This window comes from Shewanella sp., assembly GCF_048265805.1.
In the GTDB taxonomy this organism is placed as follows: Bacteria; Pseudomonadota; Gammaproteobacteria; order Enterobacterales; family Shewanellaceae; genus Shewanella.
This window is the reverse complement of record NZ_JBLXAT010000002.1, coordinates 1-19,662: the sequence shown is the minus strand read 5'-3', so window position 1 is coordinate 19,662 and position 19,662 is coordinate 1. Positions and strand designations below refer to the sequence as shown.

The 19,662-nt window shown below is 48.9% G+C and carries 14 protein-coding genes and 1 pseudogene; 8 read left to right on the top strand and 7 right to left on the bottom strand.

Annotation, left to right across the window (positions count from 1 at the left end):
* Positions 1-39: 39 nt before the first annotated feature.
* The 3 genes from dbpA (at position 40) to ACN0TT_RS01300 (ending at position 4,140) form a co-directional block, all read left to right on the top strand.
* Positions 40-1,428 carry an ATP-dependent RNA helicase DbpA gene (gene dbpA / locus ACN0TT_RS01310; RefSeq protein ID WP_417760344.1) on the top strand — a complete coding sequence of 463 codons (1,389 nt, stop codon included), beginning with the start codon at positions 40-42 and terminating at the stop codon, positions 1,426-1,428.
* A 212-nt stretch (positions 1,429-1,640) separates the two neighbouring features.
* Positions 1,641-3,554 carry a CocE/NonD family hydrolase gene (locus tag ACN0TT_RS01305; RefSeq protein WP_417760343.1) on the top strand — a complete coding sequence of 638 codons (1,914 nt, stop codon included), beginning with the start codon at positions 1,641-1,643 and terminating at the stop codon, positions 3,552-3,554.
* 205 nt (positions 3,555-3,759) lie between these two features.
* Positions 3,760-4,140 carry a hypothetical protein gene (locus tag ACN0TT_RS01300; RefSeq protein WP_417760342.1) on the top strand — a complete coding sequence of 127 codons (381 nt, stop codon included), beginning with the start codon at positions 3,760-3,762 and terminating at the stop codon, positions 4,138-4,140.
* Here the strand turns inward: ACN0TT_RS01300 and ACN0TT_RS01295 are convergent.
* The gene (locus ACN0TT_RS01295; RefSeq protein ID WP_417760341.1) at positions 4,132-5,517 is read right to left on the bottom strand and encodes a diguanylate cyclase; all 1,386 of its coding nucleotides are present in this window, start codon (positions 5,515-5,517) and stop codon (positions 4,132-4,134) included. The genes ACN0TT_RS01300 and ACN0TT_RS01295 overlap by 9 nt on opposite strands.
* Positions 5,518-5,783: 266 nt before the next feature.
* Here ACN0TT_RS01295 and ACN0TT_RS01290 point away from each other — a divergent pair, with 266 nt between their 5' ends.
* The 5 genes from ACN0TT_RS01290 to ACN0TT_RS01270 all read left to right on the top strand — a co-directional run bounded on the left by ACN0TT_RS01290 (position 5,784) and on the right by ACN0TT_RS01270 (position 11,047).
* Positions 5,784-5,960, top strand: a complete 177-nt coding sequence (locus tag ACN0TT_RS01290) for a DUF1328 family protein (protein ID WP_417760340.1) — start codon at positions 5,784-5,786, stop codon at positions 5,958-5,960.
* Positions 5,961-6,011: 51 nt separating this feature from the next.
* Complete coding sequence (locus tag ACN0TT_RS01285) at positions 6,012-6,212, top strand: hypothetical protein (protein ID WP_417760339.1); 201 nt, start codon at positions 6,012-6,014, stop codon at positions 6,210-6,212.
* A gap of 169 nt (positions 6,213-6,381) precedes the next feature.
* A complete protein-coding gene (gene ercA, locus ACN0TT_RS01280; protein ID WP_417760338.1) occupies positions 6,382-7,539 on the top strand; it encodes an alcohol dehydrogenase-like regulatory protein ErcA in 1,158 nt (385 codons plus the stop codon).
* The gene (locus tag ACN0TT_RS01275) at positions 7,523-9,694 is read left to right on the top strand and encodes an EAL domain-containing protein (RefSeq protein ID WP_417760337.1); all 2,172 of its coding nucleotides are present in this window, start codon (positions 7,523-7,525) and stop codon (positions 9,692-9,694) included. Before ercA ends, ACN0TT_RS01275 begins: the two co-directional genes overlap by 17 nt.
* 120 nt (positions 9,695-9,814) lie before the next feature.
* Complete coding sequence (locus ACN0TT_RS01270; RefSeq protein ID WP_417760336.1) at positions 9,815-11,047, top strand: MFS transporter; 1,233 nt, start codon at positions 9,815-9,817, stop codon at positions 11,045-11,047.
* 115 nt (positions 11,048-11,162) lie between these two features.
* On the opposite strand, the gene phoA is transcribed toward ACN0TT_RS01270, so the two are convergent.
* From phoA to ACN0TT_RS01240, 6 genes and pseudogenes are all read right to left on the bottom strand, one after another.
* The gene (gene phoA / locus ACN0TT_RS01265) at positions 11,163-12,560 is read right to left on the bottom strand and encodes an alkaline phosphatase (protein WP_417760335.1); all 1,398 of its coding nucleotides are present in this window, start codon (positions 12,558-12,560) and stop codon (positions 11,163-11,165) included.
* Between the two features lie 141 nt (positions 12,561-12,701).
* Positions 12,702-14,324: a malate dehydrogenase (quinone) gene (mqo, locus tag ACN0TT_RS01260; RefSeq protein WP_417760334.1), complete on the bottom strand. Its 1,623-nt coding sequence runs from the start codon at positions 14,322-14,324 to the stop codon at positions 12,702-12,704.
* Between the two features lie 614 nt (positions 14,325-14,938).
* Positions 14,939-16,576, bottom strand: a complete 1,638-nt coding sequence (gene mqo, locus ACN0TT_RS01255) for a malate dehydrogenase (quinone) (protein ID WP_417760333.1) — start codon at positions 16,574-16,576, stop codon at positions 14,939-14,941.
* A 298-nt stretch (positions 16,577-16,874) separates the two neighbouring features.
* Positions 16,875-18,173 carry an amidohydrolase gene (locus tag ACN0TT_RS01250; RefSeq protein ID WP_417760332.1) on the bottom strand — a complete coding sequence of 433 codons (1,299 nt, stop codon included), beginning with the start codon at positions 18,171-18,173 and terminating at the stop codon, positions 16,875-16,877.
* 460 nt (positions 18,174-18,633) lie between these two features.
* Positions 18,634-19,233 carry a hypothetical protein gene (locus ACN0TT_RS01245; RefSeq protein ID WP_417760331.1) on the bottom strand — a complete coding sequence of 200 codons (600 nt, stop codon included), beginning with the start codon at positions 19,231-19,233 and terminating at the stop codon, positions 18,634-18,636.
* Positions 19,234-19,313: 80 nt separating this feature from the next.
* Positions 19,314-19,662, bottom strand: a pseudogene (locus ACN0TT_RS01240) (hypothetical protein); the annotation flags it as partial.

The following is a 19,662-nucleotide window of genomic DNA, read 5'->3' as shown; positions in this document are numbered from 1 at the left end:
TCACGCTTTCCTTTCTGTTTCAGCACATCAGGATCTATTTTGACTTCATCAACTGCAACTGACTTTAGCGCACTGCCGCTAAAAAAATCCCTTATTGCGACCATGGCGGATTTAGGCTTCGCGCATATGACGCCTATTCAAGCGCAAAGCTTACCGGCCATTCTTGAGGGCCGCGATGTGCTGGCACAAGCCAAAACCGGCTCTGGTAAAACTTGTGCTTTTGGTTTGGGCATTTTGCAGCAGTTGGAAGTGAAAAAATTCCGCGTGCAATCTTTGGTGTTGTGCCCAACGCGCGAGTTGGCCGACCAAGTAGCTAGCGAACTGCGTAAATTTGCTCGTGGCATTCACAACATCAAGATTTTAACCTTATGCGGCGGTACGCCGAACGGCCCACAAATTGGCTCATTGGAACATGGCGCGCACATCATTGTTGGTACGCCTGGCCGAGTATTAGAGCACTTAGAACAGCGCCGCTTGTTTTTGGATGATGTGCAGCAGTTTGTGCTTGATGAAGCTGACCGCATGTTAGAGATGGGTTTTACCGAAGCACTGGATCAAATTCGCACCTTTCTGCCGCGGCAACGGCAAAACTTACTGTTTAGCGCCACGTTCCCTGATGCGATTTTAGCGTTGGCGAAAAAGACGTTGCAGCAGCCAGTAGAAGTAAAAGTGGCCGACAATGCGGCCAATGCCAATATTCAGCAAACCTTTTATCGCATCAGCAATATGGAAGGTCGTCGCCAAGGTGTGTATCAACTGCTGTTAAAACATCGTCCCGAAAGCGCAGTGGTGTTTTGTAACACCAAGCAAGAAACCCAAGATGTGGCCGATTTCTTAGCTGACCAAGGCTTTGATGTTGTGGCGTTGCATGGCGATCTGGAACAGCGTGACCGTGACCGCGCACTGGTGGCATTTGCGCTCAAAAGTGCAGTCGTGCTGGTGGCGACTGATGTGGCGGCGCGTGGCTTAGATATTGATGCGCTCGACTTAGTCATCAACTATCAACTGGCATTTGAGCAAGAAGCACACGTACACCGCATTGGCCGTACTGGCCGTGCTGGCGCAAAAGGCATGGCCTTGAGTTTGGTGGCACCAAATGATGATATGCGTTTAGCCTTGTTGGAAGACCGTTACGGCACATTGCAATTTGATGAACTGCCAGCGGTCGTCAACACCGCGCCGTTATTGGCGAACATGAGCTGTATTCGTATCGAAGGCGGTAAAAAGCACAAACTGCGTCCGGGCGATATTTTGGGGGCGCTGACCGCAGGCACCGATATTCACGGCAGCGATGTGGGCAAAATTCAAGTCAACGATATCTGGGCTTACGTGGCCGTACGCTGTGAAATCGCCAAGCTGGCCGCCAAGAAACTCAGCAACGGTAAGCTCAAAGGCAAATCGTTCCGCGCGTGGGTGATGGGGCGTTAATTCCTGATAACCGCAATACGCGTTTAAGCGATTTTAGAGGAGTGCATTAGGCGCTCCTTTTTTATGGCCGTTAGCCGAATGTCACGCGATGTAACATTTTGGCTTTTGCTGCTAGCGGATGAAGCGGGTAAGTTAGCAGGTGCGTTGTAAAACGATGAATCAACAATAACTACCAATAAAAACTAACTAACCCAATTGAATTGAGGCCGGTCATGAAACTCTCCCCTCTGATGCTCGCATTAGCGGCCAGCAGCCTGTTGCCTGCAGCATATGCCGCGGCAGATAAAGTTACTCCAATGACGCCAGATGGCGTGGCAAGTTATAACAATATTCGCCCCGAAGCGGATTACATCAAGCGGGTAGCAATGGTGCCGATGCGTGATGGCACCAAACTCTACACGGTGATCTTGATGAAAAAGGGCACTAAAAATGCGCCGATTTTGTTGAGTCGCACGCCGTACGATGCCAAAGGCAGCACCGCTCGCACCTCCAGCCAACATATTGAAGAGTTGGTGGATGCGATGGACATTGAATATGTGCAAGACAACTACATTCGCGTGTACCAAGATATTCGCGGCCTGCACAACTCCGAAGGGGATTACGTCACTAACCGTCCGATGGTTGGCCCGCTGAATAACACGGGCATTGATGAGTCTACCGATGCCTATGACACCATTGATTGGTTAGTAAAAAATGTGGCCGAAACCAATGGTAAGGTCGGCATTGTCGGCTCATCCTACCTTGGTTTTACCAGCTTGATGGCGGAGATTAATCCGCATCCAGCGTTAAAAGCCGCCGCGCCACAAAGCCCGATGGTTGATGGCTGGATGGGCGATGATTGGTTCCATAATGGCGCGTTTCGTAACGTGAACCTCGGTTATACCATCAGCCAAAGTACTGCTAATGGTACGGGGTGGGGCATTGCTAAAGAGCCAATGGATGATTACAGCCGCTTTTTAGCCGCGGGTTCCACTGGTGATTTCATCAAAAAATGGGGTTATGAAAACTATCCGTTTATTCGAAAATTGACTGAAAACCCGGCGTACACTGAGTTTTGGTCATTGCAGGCAGTCGACAAAATCCTCGCCAAAGAGCCGCTGAAAGTACCGACCATGTTGATTGTTGGGCAATGGGACCAAGAGGATTCTTACGGCGCACCAGCGGTATATAAAGCGATTGAGCCGAAAGATAAAAACAACGACAAAGTCTCGTTGGTGATTGGCCCATGGCGTCACTCTGGCGTGAATCACTACGGTTATAAACTCGGGGCGCTCACCTTTACCGGTGACACTGCGAAAGAGTTCCGCGTGAAATACATGAAGCCGTTTTTCGATCACTATCTGAAAGGGGCGCCGGATCCCAAAACACCACCCGTGCTGACCTATGCTACAGGGGTGAATCAATGGAATGAATCCAGCCAATGGCCAATGGGCGAGGGCAAGAAAATCTACCTGAGCGATAACTTTGGCCTGTCGTTCGATGCCCCTAAAGCTAAGCAAGCGTTCGATGATTATGTCTCCGACCCAGCCAAACCAGTACCGTTTATTCCACGGCCAATCAGTATGGACGATTCCAGTCAATGGAAACCTTGGTTAGTGCATGATCAGCGCTTTGTCTCAAGCCGCCCAGATGTGTTGGTGTACAGCACCGATGTGCTTGATAAACCGGTGCATATTATGGGCGCGCCATTGGTGAACCTGTTTGCATCGACCTCGGGCAGCGATGGTGACTGGGTGGTGAAGCTGGTGGATGTGTATCCAAACACGACCTCTGAGGGCCACTCACAAGGTTATGTTGGACAAGAGATGACCGGCTTTGAGCTGCCGGTAGGGATTGAGATCTTCCGTGGCCGCTATGTACATGGTTTTGATAAGCCCGCGGCGTTAACGCCAGATAAAGTGGAGCATTACCAGTTTGAACTGCCGAATGTAGATCATGTGTTCTTGCCGGGGCATAAGATTATGGTGCAGGTACAATCAAGCTTGTTCCCATTGTACGACCGTAACCCGCAAACCTATGTGGATAATATCTTCTGGGCGAAACCACAGGATTACAAGAAGGCGACCATCAAGGTGCATCACGATGCCAAAGCGCCATCAAATATCGTACTGCCCATTGCGGAGTAAGGTACTGGCGTCAGTGTTAGCGTGTTGAACGCGTTTGTTGAGACGGTGTGGTTAACTAAGACAAGGTCGAGTGAGTATCATACTTACTCGACCTTTTGCTTTATTGCCCGAGAGTTAAATTGAGCGATAAACTGCATAAGGCGAGGCATTAATAGTAAGGATAATGTGGTTTACGCCAAGCAAACGAGTGGCTATTCGAGCGGCTATGTTTACAGTACTGGCGAGTGCTTTAGTGGCCTGTAGCTCGGTTACCAGCGTAGCGCCTACAGCGTCAGTGGCTGAATCATTTCAACTGACGGCCAATATTGATAGCTTTCCCGTGTCCGATACCAGTGAACAGCTGGAGCTTGCGTTAGCAAATGACGTCCATTTTGGTAGCGTTGATATAGATTTTCCCAGTGTTTATGCCGGATATGGGGGGCCAGTTATGTGTGGTTATCGCCTGCAAGTGCTTGAGATAAATAACGTCATCACCTACCAATTCATCAAAACCGGCATTCGCTTTGTGCCACTCACTGGGGAAACAGTGCGCTTAGGCTATTGGCAAGCAGAACGTATTTTGCCGTGGCCACACCCACTAGAGTAACGAGGCATTACTGCTATTAGTAGTTTGTGCGGCTTTATGACGTTTCTTGGCTGAATACATGTCGGTATCGGCATGTTTCAGCAGGTCTTTGATAGAGACATCGGCGTCATGGTATAGCGCAAAACCAATACTCAGCGAGGGCTCGATTCGATGCCCATTCCAGTGCAGCGGTTGCTCTTCCACCTTACGTTTTAGCTTGTCGACAAGTGCGGCAATATCGGTTGTCGGGCGTACGTTGTGCAACACGACAATGAACTCATCGCCCCCCATACGCGCTACGGTGTCGTCGGCGCGAACCTGAAGGCGTAATTGCTGGGCGATGTGTTTTAGCAGTTCATCACCTACATGATGTCCCAACTCATCATTCACTTTTTTAAAGCCATTTAAATCAATGTTTAATATCGCAAAAGTACGTTTATTGATGGTGACGTCATGAACGAGCCGCTCCAATAGCTGCATGACCATGCGGCGGTTCGGTAATTGGGTGAGTTCATCTTGCATCGAGGCAGTATGGACGTAGCGATAGTGGCGATATAGCAGCATTAACACAATATAGGTTAACACTGCAGCCACACCACCCATGATGCGAATAGTGGCGTGTGTCATAAGCACATGTTCGGCTTTATCTATCTCGTAGATGGCATTTATCAGCCATTCACCATTTGGCAATTTGACTGTCATAGAAACATTAGCGTTTTGATGCGTTGCTTCATCGCCATAGATAATATCGCCGGTAGGATTAGCCGCGTCATGTTTAATGATGGCAATACGAGCACCATCAATATCTAGTACGCCGGTGGCTTTAAGCAGTTTTGGAAAATCCATCACCACACTGACACAACCCCAATACTGTTTATTCAGCGGGTAATCGGCAAAGATTGGATAGCGCGCAATAATGGCTTGGCCGCCTTGAACCAACTCCAATGGGCCAGCAATGTAAACGGTTTGGAGTTTACGCGCTAACTCGACGGTGCGGAATTGGTCGGGATTGGTGCGAAAGTCAAAGCCAATGGCTTTTTCATTACCTTTGAGCGGATAGGTGTGAGAAATCACGTTGTTGGGCGCAATCCCTACGTTACGCACAAACATCGCTTTATTTAGCAGTTTGCTTCCAATCGCTTCCCAATTGTTCATGGCGAAATTGGGGTCAATAGTTACTACGGTGGCTAGGCTGTCGGCTAGATAGGTATCCATAAAAATGGCGGACTCTAACCTAGAACGTACCAGTGATAGGCGATCATAAACGGTGGATTTTTCCGCTGCTATTTGGCGCTCTGCATAGGTCTGCGTGACAAACTCAATAGTGATAAATGCTGCCATGACATACAGCACAGAGAGCAACCAAAGTAGTGTTTTTTGTCGATTAGTCAGGCTCAAAAAAGATGTCCTATGGCAATTTATGCCAACTTCTAATAGCTTACATCTTAGTCGTTAACGCGGTTTGTCGCTTAACTCCCTCACTGCAACTCTTACTGATTGATCTGTAAAAATTGCCGCATCTATGGTTAAGCAGCATAACGACAATTCCTTCGAAATAAAAATTTTTTATTTAAAATCATAAAATTAATTTAAATGTTAAAAGTTGGCATCACCCTAGCATTAGATAAATCACCGCAATGATAAAAGGAAGCAAGGAGGTTGCTATGTTGGGTTGGACATTAGTTTTTCTGGTCATCGCCCTAGTTGCAGGTCTGCTGGGCTTTGGTGGTATCGCTGGTGCTGCAGCCGGTATCGCGAAGATCATTTTCTTTATTTTTATTGTGTTATTGCTGATCTCGCTGATCGCAGGCGTCTTACGAGGCCGTCCGCCAAAACTTTAATGTAGTGAGTGAGTCTGCAACTGAAATCATGACAGTCACAAGGAGTCGAACATGAGAAACATTATTCTATTAATTATTGCTGCCGTCGTCGTCATCCTGCTGAGTGCCACTCTGATTGGTGGTGAGGACAATACTTCAGCAGAGGATATCGGTGAAAAAATTGATAGCACCATGACCGATGCAGGTAATGCTGTTGAAGATAAATGCGAAGCGCTGAAAGAGAAAGCGGGTGCTGAAGAAACCAACTGCTAATCTACAAGCGATTCAGAAAGAGCGACCGAGAGGTCGCTTTTTTATGGCTAAATACCACGGCATTCATCTCATCACGCGGTTGTTTGAACTACCTAAAGAGGTTAGCTCGTAGAATATTGCGGCTGGTCTACACTTCATAAAGGTTGAACTCAATAATAGAGGTTGTGCTATGCCGCTGTATGAGATGCGTAAGTTTGTCGCACCAGAATTTATTTTTGGTGCCGGAGCTAGGCATCGAGTGGGCGTTTACGCCCGCAATATGCTGGCTCGACGGGTACTTATCGTCACGGACGCAGGGGTAATTGCAGCAGGATGGCTAAAAGAGGTGGAGCAGGACTTAGCAGAGCAGGGCATCGAGTCGGTGGTGTTTAGCCAACTGACGCCGAATCCAAAAGATTATGAGGTGATGGCTGGCGCTAAGTTTTATCAAGACCAGTTGTGTGATGTGATTGTCGCGCTCGGCGGCGGTAGCGTGATCGATTGCGCCAAAGCTATCGGTATTGTTTACGCCAATGGCTGCGAGGTACACGCCTTTGAAGGGGTAGACAATGTGGATATTCCTGGACCACCGCTGATCTGTATTCCTACTACTGCGGGCACCTCGGCCGATATATCGCAGTTCAGTATTATTGTTAACTCACCTGAACGCTACAAGATGGCCATTATCAGTAAAACTGTGGTGCCAGATGTGGCGTTGATCGATCCTGAAACCACCTTGACGTTGGATCGTCATCTTACCGCCTGTACTGGCATGGACGCGTTGACCCACGCCATTGAGGCGTTTGTGTCTACCGCTAATTCTCCGATTGTGGATGTGCATGCGCTCGCCGCCATCGAACTGTTATGGAATAACCTCGAAGCGGCTGTGACGCGGCCAACCGAGTTAGCGGCGCGCGAAAACATGTTGCTGGGCAGCTTACAAGCGGGACTGGCATTTTCCAATGCCAGCCTAGGTGCGGTGCATGCGATGGCGCATTCTCTGGGCGGTTATTTAGATCTGCCCCATGGTGAATGTAACGCGCTGCTGCTTGACCATGTGATCCGTTTTAATATTCGAGCTGAACCTGATCGTTATCAGCGCATTGGCACGGTGATGGGCTTAAATATCCGTGGCCTAAATGAGCAACAACGCGCCACGCTCATTACCTCTGCACTGGCAGATAAGCGCAGAGTGCTCGGGCTTAGCGACAAGATGAGTAGCTGTGGGGTCAAATATGGTGATCTTGCTGACCTTGCGCACCACGCTGTGAATGATGCCTGTTTAGTGACGAATCCGCGACATGCCAATATTGATGATCTAAAGGTGATCTATGGCGAAGCCCTCTGACGATGAAATCGCAAAGTGGGAGCAACGTAAAGTCAGTATCATTGGGTTAGGGGAGCGGTCAGCTCGCAAGAGCTACTATCCGCAGTTACGGCAAAACATGGAACGTTTACAACGCTTCCATACATTACTGAATCACACCTCAGACTTTGTGGTGTTAATTGATATGCCCGCGGGTGTGATCACCGATGCCAATTTAGCGTTGGCGCAATGGTTAAATTGCTCGGTGGAGCAGTTAGTCGGGCAGCATTTCAGCAAGCTTGAGTTTTGTAATGATTGTCAGCATATTTTTGCCGTATTACATCGGGACATGGTGGTTGGGCGCAATATGCCGAAGACACCGCATCATTTTTTAATCTCCCAAGGCGGTAAATTGCATCCCGATGCTTGGCTGGAGTTGAGCTTTAATATTGCGCGGGTTGATCGTCACAGCTATGGCGTGCTGGTGGGGCGCGATATTACCGAGCGTAAGCGCAATGAAGCATTAATGAATAAACTGCTGTCAGAGAAAGCGGCGTTATTGGATACCGCCTTAGTGGGTATTGCCAGTGTTCGCGACCGAATTTTTGAGTCCTGTAACCGTAAATTTGAGCAGATGTTAGGTTACGAACCCAATGCGCTAAACGGGCAAAGTACCCGAATAATTTATCAACAAGACGATACCTTTCGTGCATTAGGGCGCAATGCCTACCGCGCGATGAAAGATGGTCAACGCTACAGCGCGCAGGTGATGTTAACCCGTGCTGATGGCAGTGAATTTCTATGTGAACTGACGGGAAAAGCCAACAACCCACAGCGCCCAGAAGACGGCAGCATTTGGATGTTTAGTGATGTGCATGATCTTAAGTTGGCGGAAGAAAAAGCGCTGTTTCTCACCTTGCATGATTCTCTGACCAAACTGCCCAACTACCAACTGCTGAAAGACCGTTTACTGCAAGCCATCTCGTTGGCTGAGCATGAACATCACAAAGTGGCTTTGCTACTAATCGATATTGACCGATTTAAAACTATCAATGATTCCTTAGGCTACGGCGTAGGCAATGAGTTGCTGGTGCAAGCTGCCGAACGAATCAAAGCAGTAGCCAGCCACGTTGATACGGTCAGTCGCCAAGGTGGTGATGAATTTATCTTACTGCTGCCGAGTATTAACCATCCTGATGTGTGTGTACGGGTGGTCAATCAATTGATGGCGCAACTCGCTGCGCCCTACGTTATCGCCGAGACCGAGTTGCGCTTGTCTGTGTCTATCGGCATTGCGTTATGCCCTGATGATGGCAGTGACTTTGATACTTTGTTGAAAAAAGTGGATATGGCGATGTACCGCGCTAAATCGGAAGGCCGTGACACTTATCGCTTCTTTAATGAGGAGATGAACTATGAGGCGTTAGAGCAACTCAATCTTGCCACTGGATTGCGTAAGGCGCTAGAGCAGCAAGAGTTTCAGCTATATTACCAGCCGCAGATTGAGATAAGCACCGGACGAGTCATTGGCGCGGAAGCGTTGATTCGCTGGTGTCATCCCGAAGCGGGGATGATTTCGCCCGCCAGTTTTATTCCCGTGGCGGAGGAGTCTGGCTTAATTGTTTCGATAGGTGATTGGGTATTGCAAGAGGCTTGCTACGAAGTGGCACGCTGGCGAGATTTAGGCATGTTGGCGCCGGTGGTGGCGGTAAATCTATCGGCGTTGCAATTTGCCCGTGGCAACATCGAGCAAGCGGTTATTAAGGCGGTGCAGCAAGCGGCCATTCAACCGCAGATGCTGGAACTGGAACTGACTGAGTCAATTATGCTCCACGACACCGATAGTGTGTTGACTACGGTAAAACGGCTGAAGCAGCAAGGTTTTTACTTCACCATTGATGACTTTGGTACGGGCTATTCCAGCTTGCAGTATTTGAAGAGTTTTGACGTGGACAAACTGAAAATCGACCAGTCATTTGTGCGTGACATTATCAACAATGAAGATGACGCGGCAATTGTGCGCGCCATTATTCAAATGGCTAAAGGGCTGGGTTTGAAGACCATAGCCGAAGGGGTAGAAACCGCTGAAGCATTAGCCGTATTGGCACAATATCAGTGCGATGAGGTACAAGGGTACTATCTTGCGCGGCCGATGCCCGCAGCGCAATTTCGTGAATTTCTGCTGCAACATCATTAGCCTCCGGCAGGGAAGGCGGCTAATTAATATTAAATTAGCACTGTATGAAATGTGACTAGAGCAGTATGTCTGCTCGTGTTAGCATCAGCCTTCTCCTCGTTTTTAATATTCATTTAATCTATGAGTGCAATTTCTGAGGTGGCGGCAGCATCGGCGTCACTCAAAGCTTATCCCGCATTTTGGCGCTATTGGATCACCCGCTTGAGCTCGGCGTTTGGTTTTCAGGTGTTGTCGGTGGCCGTGGGTTGGCAGGTCTACGATTTGTCGGGCGATCCCCTCAGTTTAGGCTTAATCGGCTTAGCGCAATTTATTCCCTCGGTATTGTTAGCCTTACCTGCGGGCCATGTGGCCGACCAGGTACATCGACGTAATATCGTGATGGTGACGCAAACCTGCCAATGGGTTGCGCTGCTATTGCTGGTGGGCGGCAGTTGGTTTGGTTTGTTGAGTGAATACTGGATTTTGCTGCTGGTGTTTATCATCGGGGTGTTTAAGGCGTTTGAATTTCCAGCGTTAAAGTCGATGTTACCCGCATTGGTGCCAGATGAAGTGTTACCGCGCGCGTTGGCGGTGGACTCTTCGGGGATTCAGATGGCAAGCATTGCTGGCCCAGCGCTGGGTGGTTTGCTGTATATCGGTGGGCCGGTGGTGGCCTATGGTTTGGCGGCGGCACTGTATCTGATGTCTATCATTGCTTTGAGCGGTCTGCATTATCGCCATCAAATCCATAAAAAGCAGCCAATGAATATTGAGAATTTATTTGCGGGCGTGCGGTTTATTCGCGCGCGGCCAGTGATCCTCGGGGTGATTTCACTCGACTTGTTTGCGGTGCTGCTTGGTGGCGCCACCGCGCTATTGCCTATCTTTGCCAAAGATATTCTGCACACGGGGCCGTGGGGCTTAGGTCTATTGCGTGCCGCGCCCGCGGTGGGAGCGTTGTTGATGTCATTCTGGTTAGCGCGGTATACGCTGGAACGGAAAGTCGGCAAGATCATGTTTGGCGCGGTAGCGGGGTTTGGTGCAGCCACCTTAGTGTTTGCGCTATCCACCAACCTGTATCTATCGCTGATCGCTCTATTTGCGCTTGGGGCGTTTGATATGGTCAGTATGGTGATCCGTGGTGCGCTAGTGCAGCTGGAAACTCCAGATGAGATGCGTGGCCGAGTGACAGCGGTTAACTCGATTTTTATCAATACCTCTAACCAATTGGGTGAGTTTGAATCGGGTATGTTAGCGGCTGCCTTAGGGGCGGTTGGTGCCACGGTGATTGGTGGCGTGGGCACGTTAGTGGTGGTTGCCGCGTGGATGTGGATGTTTCCAGTGATCCGTCATCGCGAAAAACTGAAAGAGTGATGGGCGCTTGGCGGGGATTAGGCGCGAGCTGGTCTTGCATGACTCTCAGTAGTCGTGTGAGGAAAAAGAAGGCCCTCATTGAGAGCGAAGAGAGCCTCCTTTGTATCAAACCTCATTAATGCTTGATGCCTAATGCATCCAAAATGGTAAAGTGCAGATCGGTCTGGTCAGTGAGGCCGACCACGTTCGCCGCATGTGGTCCATAAGCCGCAATGCGTAACTGGGTGCCAGTGTGGCCCATACTGCCTGCTTCAGAGTTACCATAACTAATACTCATCTTGGCGCCGTCATGGGTCAGTAAGCCTTGGGTTAGCCCAGGCGCTTTGGCATCAGGATAGATGATTTGTGACGAGTGGGCATGGTCGGCAGTAACAATCACTAAGGTGTTGCCTTGCGCTTTAGCAAACTTCAGCGCCACTTGTACGGCTTCATCTAAATCAACGGTTTCGCCAATCTGGCCGCATGGATTGGCGGCATGATCTTGCTTATCAATAGATGCGCCTTCCACCTGCAAGAAAAAGCCATTTTTATTCGGCTGTAGCAGTTGAATCGCTTTGTCGGTCATCTGGGCTAACGTGGGAATGTCGCTAGTGCGGGCAGGGTTAGGCTTACATATCACCGGATTTTTGTCTAAGTTGCCGTGATAACTCGCTTTTGGCCCTAGCCAACGTACTGGCATATTACCGGGGGCAAACAGCCCCAGCAGCGGTGCTTTTTGGTTGGCGACTTCAACCTCGGCTAACTCATCAGCGGTAGAGATAAAGTGAAAGCCGCGATCGTACGCTTGTTCCATCAATGTCTTATCTTGCCAATCTCCCGCGAGCGCTTTCTCATCAAAGGTTTCACGACCACCACCTAGGGTTACGTCGGGGCGAGCGTTGAGCAACTGCTCGCTGATAGAGCCTAACCCGCCATTTTTCAGCGAGGCTTCGGGACACTTTAAGGTGGTGGCGCTTGGGCCATAACATTTACGTTGTGAGATATGGGCGTATTCGGCCGCCGGCGTGGCATCTTGGATTTCTGCGGTAGATACGTTACCCGTGGCTTTGCCTGCCTTTTTGGCAAGTTCTAATAAGCTCGCCTTAGCATTACCGTAAACATCTACGCCAATTGCACCATTGTAGGATTTAGTGCCAGTAGTCCACGCCGTGGCTGAGGCGGCTGAGTCGGTAACATAGTTGGGTAGATGTGTGTCTTTATCGAGTGAATAATGGGTGTACTGGCCAGTCAACGGCAAGGCATCAATGCCTGCAAAAAAGCCGCCGGCACCACGCGCATAGTTGCGTGCAATGGTGATTTCGGAGTCGCCCATGCCATCGCCAATCAAGAGAATCACGTTCTTCGCCTGTTTGTTATTCAGCGAGGCTTTTAAATCGTTGGTGATATCTTGTTGTAGACGGCGCGCGCCACCTGTTTGGCTCAGGTCGCCGCTGGCGTGTCTATCGGTCCAATCGGCAGCAACCACAGGGGTAACCAGCAGCGGCAGTAAATAAGCAAGCAGGGTGCGTTTCAAAATGAGTCCTATCAATCAATTGGGCATTGGGACGCATGTTAGAAAAGCAATATGACAGTAAAGTGACTAGCGTGAGATTGTGTGAGCGGATCTGACTCCTTTCGCGCAAGGCGCAAGGAGTCAGATAAGGCGTGTTTATGTTTATGAGGCGATCTGTTGTTCGTTACTTGGCACGTTGCTTTGCAGCGCTGTGGTGCTATCTGCGTTAGGCAGTTTGTGCAGGTGTAAGATCTCACTGGTGTAGTTGAATTTATCACAGCTGGCTTGCAGATCATTACTCAACGGCATGCCATAGGATGGAATGATAGTTTTTAAGCTGTCGCGCCATTCACCTTGTACTAACGCAGGGAACATTTTGCTCAGCACATCCATGATAATCGGCGCGGCGGTTGATGCGCCAGGCGATGCGCCTAACAGCGCGGCTAGGGTGCCATCGGCCGCAGCGACCACTTCGGTACCAAACTGCAATTGACCACCACGACGTTGGTCTTTTTTGATGATCTGTACCCGTTGTCCCGCAGTCCACAGCGTCCAATCAGCCTTATTAGCGTTTGGGTAGTATTTGCGTAGTTCATTAAAGCGGTCGTTATCGTTTTGGCGAACTTGGCTGATCAAATATTTCACCAGATTGAGGTTATCTAACCCCACGCGCGTCATCGGCAAAAAGTTCTTGGTGGTGGTGGAACGGATCAAATCAAACAGCGAGCCGTTTTTGAGAAATTTGGTCGAGAAGGTGGCAAACGGACCAAACAGCAACACATCTTTACCATCGAGATGGCGGGTATCAAGGTGCGGTACTGACATCGGCGGTGCGCCGACTTCAGCCTTGCCATAAGCTTTGGCATTATGCAGTTTGACAACCTCAGGGTTGTCACAGATCAGGAACTGACCACCAACAGGGAAACCACCATAGCCATTGGCTTCTGGAATGCCCGAGGCTTGCAGCAATGGCAATGCCGCGCCACCCGCACCAATAAACACCTGCTTGGCAATCACGGTGCGTTGTTGGTGTGTGACGAGGTCATACATTTTCACCGTCCAGCTCTTGTCCGCATTTTGCTGCAGTTTGCGGACTTCGTTATTCACCCGCAGCATGAAGTTGGGGTGTTTTTGTAAGCTGTGCACCAGTTGACGGTTAATTGCGCCGTAGTCGACATCGGTACCCATGCCAGAGCGAGTTGCCGCCACTTTTTGATCCGCTGGGCGACCTTCCATCAAGAGTGGTGACCATTGGCTGAGCTGTTCTTTGTCTTCGGTATATTCCATGTTCTGGAATAACGGATGGTTTTTCAGTTTTTCATGACGGGCTTTGAGAAATGCGACGTTGTCATCACCCCAAACAAAGCTCATATGGTCAACGGTATGGATGAAGGTTTCAGGATTGCCGAGCACTTTTCTTTCGACTTGATGTGCCCAGAATTGACGGCTGATTTGAAAGGATTCGTTAACCTTAATCGCTTTATCAATGTTGATGCTGCCATCAGGCATTTGTGGGGTGTAGTTTAGCTCTGCGAGGGCGGCGTGGCCTGTGCCAGCGTTGTTCCAACCGTTAGAACTCTCTTTGGCTACATCATCTAACCGTTCCACCATCAGAATGGTCCAGTCGGGCGCCAGTTCCTGCAGGTAGGTGCCCATAGTGGCACTCATAATACCGCCACCAATCAGCAACACATCAACCTGCTCGGGCGCTTGTTGATGGGCAGAATTAAAAAATGATGAAACACTTGCAGGCAGAGGGAGCCTTATACGTTTTGCTTTTCTCATTTTGATATCGCTCTGTGATTGTTGCACGGCATTTAGTCACTGAGTATCAAAAGTAGGGGTACGCACTCGCTGTCCGTTAGTGAGCGGGAGCATCCTCTGCTTGGCTACATAATTTGGGTTATGTGGCATAAGATCCGGTGAGACATGCTTGCTAAACTGCCGTTAACTTAAGTGACGGTATATGTTTGAAACACACGTTGTCTGCTGAGCTGTTAAGTTAACTTAAGCAACTAAAACTGTGATGTTGGTCAATTTTATGGTTTTTTAGCGCCTTGTAAAGAGGGGGGTATAGGTGACCAATGGCAGTATTTTACTACTGAGTAAATGCTCTATGTGTATTTAAAATCAAATAGTTACGTAATTATTTTGTAGGCAGGTGTTCATTCTTCTATACGACTAACGTCGAGTAATTTTTTTACAGAATTAATAATTGTTGCAACTTTTTTACATACGCTCGATAGCAAGCGATTTTTCTAAGCGGAATTTATGGTGACAACGTATGGTAATTAACACTAATTCAGTGGTCTTTGACGTGCTACATGTGGGGTTGTTAGAAAATAACAAGCCCCACTCAATTGAGTAGGGCTTGTTTGAATCAGACCAGATTTGGCTGATTACAGTTCGATGTTAGCAACATCTTCTTTCTTTGGCATAGTCACTGCTTCGTCACCCGCTGGTGCTGCAGTTTTTGGCGCTTGTGGCAGCTGCAGGTGCAGAGTTTCACTGGTGTAAGTCAGTTCACGCTCAGTGGCTGCTACGTTGCCGTTCAGCTTGGTACCGTAAGAAGGAATGATCTCTTTCAGCTTGGCATTCCACTCTCCGGCTACTTTGTCGCCAAATACTTTTTCCATCACGCCCAGCATGATAGGAGCAGCAGTTGACGCGCCTGGTGATGCACCTAGCAGCGCAGCTAAGGTTGAATCTTTAGCGGCAACCACTTCGGTACCAAATTGCAGACGACCGCCTTTTTCAGGATCGTTCTTAATGATCTGTACCCGTTGACCAGCAGTCCACAGTTTCCAATCTGCTTTCTTCGCTTTTGGATAATACTTTTGCAGTTCAGCGAAACGGTCATCATCGTCCAGCATGACTTGCTGGATCAGGTACTGAACCAAGTTGAAGTTGTCCAGACCTACATTCATCATCGGAATGATGTTATCAGTAGTGGTTGAACCCAACAGATCCCAAATTGAACCGTTTTTTAGGAACTTAGTAGAGAAGGTTGCAAATGGGCCAAACAGCAACACTTCTTTACCGTCGATACGACGAGCATCTAAGTGTGGCACTGACATTGGTGGTGCACCTACTTCAGCTTGACCGTAAGCTTTGTTGACGTGCTGTTTAACCACTTCTGGGTTTTCAGTGATCAGGAATTGACCGCCAACAGGGAAGCCGCCATAAGCATCGCCTTCTGGGATGCCAGAAGCTTGCAGCAATGGCAGTGACGCGCCGCCAGCACCGATGAACACAAACTTAGCGTTGATAGTGTGCTCTTCTTCATCGTTAGCTAAGTCAGCCACGGTGATCGTCCAACTCTTATCCGCGTTTTGGTGCAGATCACGCACTTCAGTTTGCAGTTGCAGATCGAAGTTAGCTTTGGTTTTCAGGTTGGCCACTAATTGGCGAGTGATTTCACCGTAGTTCACATCAGTACCAATCACTGAGTGAGTCGCAGCAACCAATTGGTTAGGGTCGCGGCCATCCATCAACAGTGGCGCCCATTCGGCGATCTGTTTTGGATCTTCGCTGTAATCCATGCTTTGGAACAGGGTGTTCTTTTGCAGTTCAGCGTAACGTTTACGCAGGAAGTTAACGTTCTTGTCACCCCATACAAAGCTCATGTGGTTAACAGTACGGATGAATGACTCAGGATCGTGCATCACGTTGTTGTTAACTTGATATGACCAGAATTGGCGGCTGATTTGGAACGCTTCGTTCACTTTCACCGCTTTTTCAACGTTGATGCTGCCATCTGGCATTTCTGGGGTGTAGTTCAATTCCATCAACGCAGAGTGACCAGTACCCGCGTTGTTCCAGCCGTTAGAGCTCTCTTGGGCTACGCCGTCAAGACGCTCAACCATGGTCATAGACCAGCCTGGCTCTAATTCTTGTAAATAGGTACCTAAAGTAGCACTCATGATGCCACCGCCGATGAGCAGGACATCAACTTGCTGTTCATCTGCTTGTGCTGGGTTCAGCACGGCAGCAGCACTTACCAAGGCGGTAAGTAGTGTCAGTTTGACTTTTTTCATAGTGATTAGCTCTGATAGTTATTCAGCGGAGGACACTGCTGTGAGAAAAGCGCGCATCCAGCGCAAACAGGTAGTGGGCTGGGCCCTGATGAACTCCTATCAGTCTGTGCTGCTTTTGGAGTTCGCTGTTTTAAAACGGCGCTAAACTAACACTCTGGTAACTTACTGGAAATCTTTAGGAAATTAGGAAAGGTTAAGTTGGATAAGCTAACTTATGTAAGTTATTTTGTGATTTAAGTCACCTTTTGCGGTGTTTTGTGAGGTCAGCCAAAAACGACTGGCCGACCTCAGTAACGGATTAGGGATGCTGTTGCAAGTAATCTAGGGTGAGATTGGTCAGCAATTCCACACCAAGCGGCATGCCGGCATCATCGACACTGAACTCTGGCGTGTGATGCGCTGGCGCTTGATTGGCGGGCAAATCTAACGGTTTACCGCCCACAAACAGGTATAGCCCCGGGACTTGTTCTTGAAAAAATGAGAAATCTTCTGCGCCAGTCACCGCGACCGCTTGTTGTACATGCTCACTACCTGCGGTACGGACTAACGTGGGTAACATCTCCTCCATTAATTCTGGTTGGTTGTAGGTAATGGGATAGCTATCACCGTATGGCAGCGTCAGCTCGACCGAGGCACGCATACTGGCCGCAATGGTACTTACTTTGCGTTGCATCGCCTCATATACCTGTGCACGCGCGGTAGGATTCAAGGTACGGATGGTGCCTTCCATGGTGACTTCACTCGGGATGATATTGCTGCGGTTACCGCCTTGGATCATGCCTACAGTGACTACCGCCGCATTATCGATCAGCACCAACTCGCGGCTCACAATGGTTTGCAACGCCATCACAATTTGCGATGCAGTAACGATAGGGTCAACACTGGTCCACGGATAAGCTCCATGAGATTGCTGGCCTTTCACCACAATTTTAAACGGATCAACCGCCGCCATAATGCCGCCTTGGCGATATTTGACGGTGCCAACATCGGTGGCCGAATTGATATGTAGACCAAAAATAACATCCACATCCGGTTGTTTCAGTACGCCTTGTTGCACCATCAATTTTGCGCCACCTTGCTCACCCACGGGCGCGCCTTCTTCTGCTGGTTGAAAGATAAATTTCACTTGGCCATGCAGTTGTTCTTTCATCTGCACTAACACGGTGGCAGCCCCCATCAGCATGGCCATGTGCGTGTCATGGCCGCAAGCGTGCATTACCGGAACTTGCTGGCCTTTATATTCTGCCATTTCGGTGGAGCGATAGGGCAGGTTGCCCAGCTCTTTAACTGGCAAGGCGTCCATATCGGCACGTAGCGCTACCACTGGGCCTGGTTTACCGCTGTCTAAAATTGCCACAACCCCTGTATGCGCCACACCAGTTTGTACCTTAAGCCCTAAGCTTTTGAGATAGTCGGCGACATATTTGGCTGTGTTAACTTCGCGGTTAGATAACTCGGGATATTGATGAAAATGGTGACGCCATTGCACAACATCTGGCTGCACTTGCTGGACGAGCGTCTTAACTTCAGCGGCGTGTGCTGACAAAGCAGTACTGCAAATAAGTACGCTGCTTGCCAGCATAGTTTTGATTTTCATGATGTTCCCATTGTTATCTTGGCTTGTGGCTAAGGCTAACCGAAGCATGAGGCGGATGTATAGCGAAACGCTAATTAAATGTTGCCAAAATATTACGTGGCTCGTCGGCGGAAATGATGTGAGTGCTGAGTGGATAAGGTAGCCCTAGGGAAAGCGCGAACAAGTCTTCGCGCCGCTCTGGATTGGTAAGCCATAGCAGTTCAAGGCCGCTAACAGCGGGCATGCTGGAGCATGGATAAGTTGGCTAACGAAGAAATACATGAGCTTACCAATCCCCGTAGGGCGTGGCCTACAGCTTCATTGCAATTTTTGCAAAGGGCTCACCATTCGCGGCAAACAGCGCCTTGCATCTGCAAGCTGTATGCTCACGCCGAGCACGCACGGGGCTTATTCACACCTTCGCTAACTTGCATTGCCAGTCTAAGGCGGAGTTAATAGTGTCCCAAGCGAAACTCGGTAGTTATTTCAACGTATCGACAGGACAGTCCATCATCAGCAACAATTTATCCGGATATTGCTGACTCGTTCTCATGCCTTGGGCAATCGCTTCTGCGCCAATATCTGGACTCAACAAAATGACATCATCATCGTGTGCCAGTGGTTTATAGTCCGCACAATCGACCGAATTGTGAATAGAGATACTGCCTAGATGTAACTGCTTCAGTCGTTGCCAGTCATCGGATTGTATGTGGCTCAGCACTAAGTTCAATTTGGGTTGTGTAAGTGTGCCAAAGTTCGGAACGCTGGACTTATTAAACATCAGCATCTCCAGCTTTTTGGCGTCGGTTAGCGCATCAATATCATGTATCTCGCCACCGCTGATGATCAACGAATTCAGTTTTGGTAATTGTCCCAACCCTTTCAATGAAATAGGGCCTTGTACACTACATTGCACAAACTCGAGTTTTTCGACCTCGGTAGTACCGTAAATGGCGGCGGCATCGTTAATACATTTCTCCATGCCAGCATCGCTAAACTTGAGTTGCGAAATCTGGGTAGCATTAACCGCTGTTGCATATAGGCAAACAAGTAAACTGGCGCTAATCATCCAGCCTTTCATAATCAGTTCCTCTTGTTGTAGTGACAGCCTTGTCTAATCGCTTCAATGTAACTCTACAGCCTGCAAAGCTTAATCACACCTTACTGAATAGTGCTTGAATTGACTTGAATGGTGGTGATAGACCGCTCGCTGTCCACTTGTTCTTGAGTGATAGTGAATTTGAAGTCGTCAATATCTACTGGCGTACCAATGACACCGCTGACTCGAAATGGCAGTTCACCGACGATATTGGCTTGACCAACGTTATTATTGAACTCTTCTTCTTCAATGGTAGGCAGTCGGCCGCGACTGGGATTAAAAGGAAAGTCATCAAGTTCATCAGGGACGCCATCGCCGTCTTCATCAGGGTTTTCCCAAGTGCCAACCTTGGTATTGTTTTGGCTGTTCCTGTTGATATCGGTTCGTGCTAATGCGCTATCACAACTCGTG

Excerpts from the sequence above, each read along its gene's own strand:
- ACN0TT_RS01250 (WP_417760332.1), bottom strand. The coding sequence starts at position 18,173 with ATGAAAATCAAAACTATGCTGGCAAGCAGCGTACTTATTTGCAGTACT.
- mqo (WP_417760333.1), bottom strand. The coding sequence starts at position 16,576 with ATGAAAAAAGTCAAACTGACACTACTTACCGCCTTGGTAAGTGCTGCT.
- ACN0TT_RS01270 (WP_417760336.1), top strand. The coding sequence starts at position 9,815 with ATGAGTGCAATTTCTGAGGTGGCGGCAGCATCGGCGTCACTCAAAGCT.
- ACN0TT_RS01305 (WP_417760343.1), top strand. The coding sequence starts at position 1,641 with ATGAAACTCTCCCCTCTGATGCTCGCATTAGCGGCCAGCAGCCTGTTG.
- mqo (WP_417760334.1), bottom strand. The coding sequence starts at position 14,324 with ATGAGAAAAGCAAAACGTATAAGGCTCCCTCTGCCTGCAAGTGTTTCA.
- ercA (WP_417760338.1), top strand. The coding sequence starts at position 6,382 with ATGCCGCTGTATGAGATGCGTAAGTTTGTCGCACCAGAATTTATTTTT.
- ACN0TT_RS01245 (WP_417760331.1), bottom strand. The coding sequence starts at position 19,233 with ATGAAAGGCTGGATGATTAGCGCCAGTTTACTTGTTTGCCTATATGCA.
- ACN0TT_RS01290 (WP_417760340.1), top strand. The coding sequence starts at position 5,784 with ATGTTGGGTTGGACATTAGTTTTTCTGGTCATCGCCCTAGTTGCAGGT.
- ACN0TT_RS01275 (WP_417760337.1), top strand. The coding sequence starts at position 7,523 with ATGGCGAAGCCCTCTGACGATGAAATCGCAAAGTGGGAGCAACGTAAA.
- ACN0TT_RS01285 (WP_417760339.1), top strand. The coding sequence starts at position 6,012 with ATGAGAAACATTATTCTATTAATTATTGCTGCCGTCGTCGTCATCCTG.
- ACN0TT_RS01300 (WP_417760342.1), top strand. The coding sequence starts at position 3,760 with ATGTTTACAGTACTGGCGAGTGCTTTAGTGGCCTGTAGCTCGGTTACC.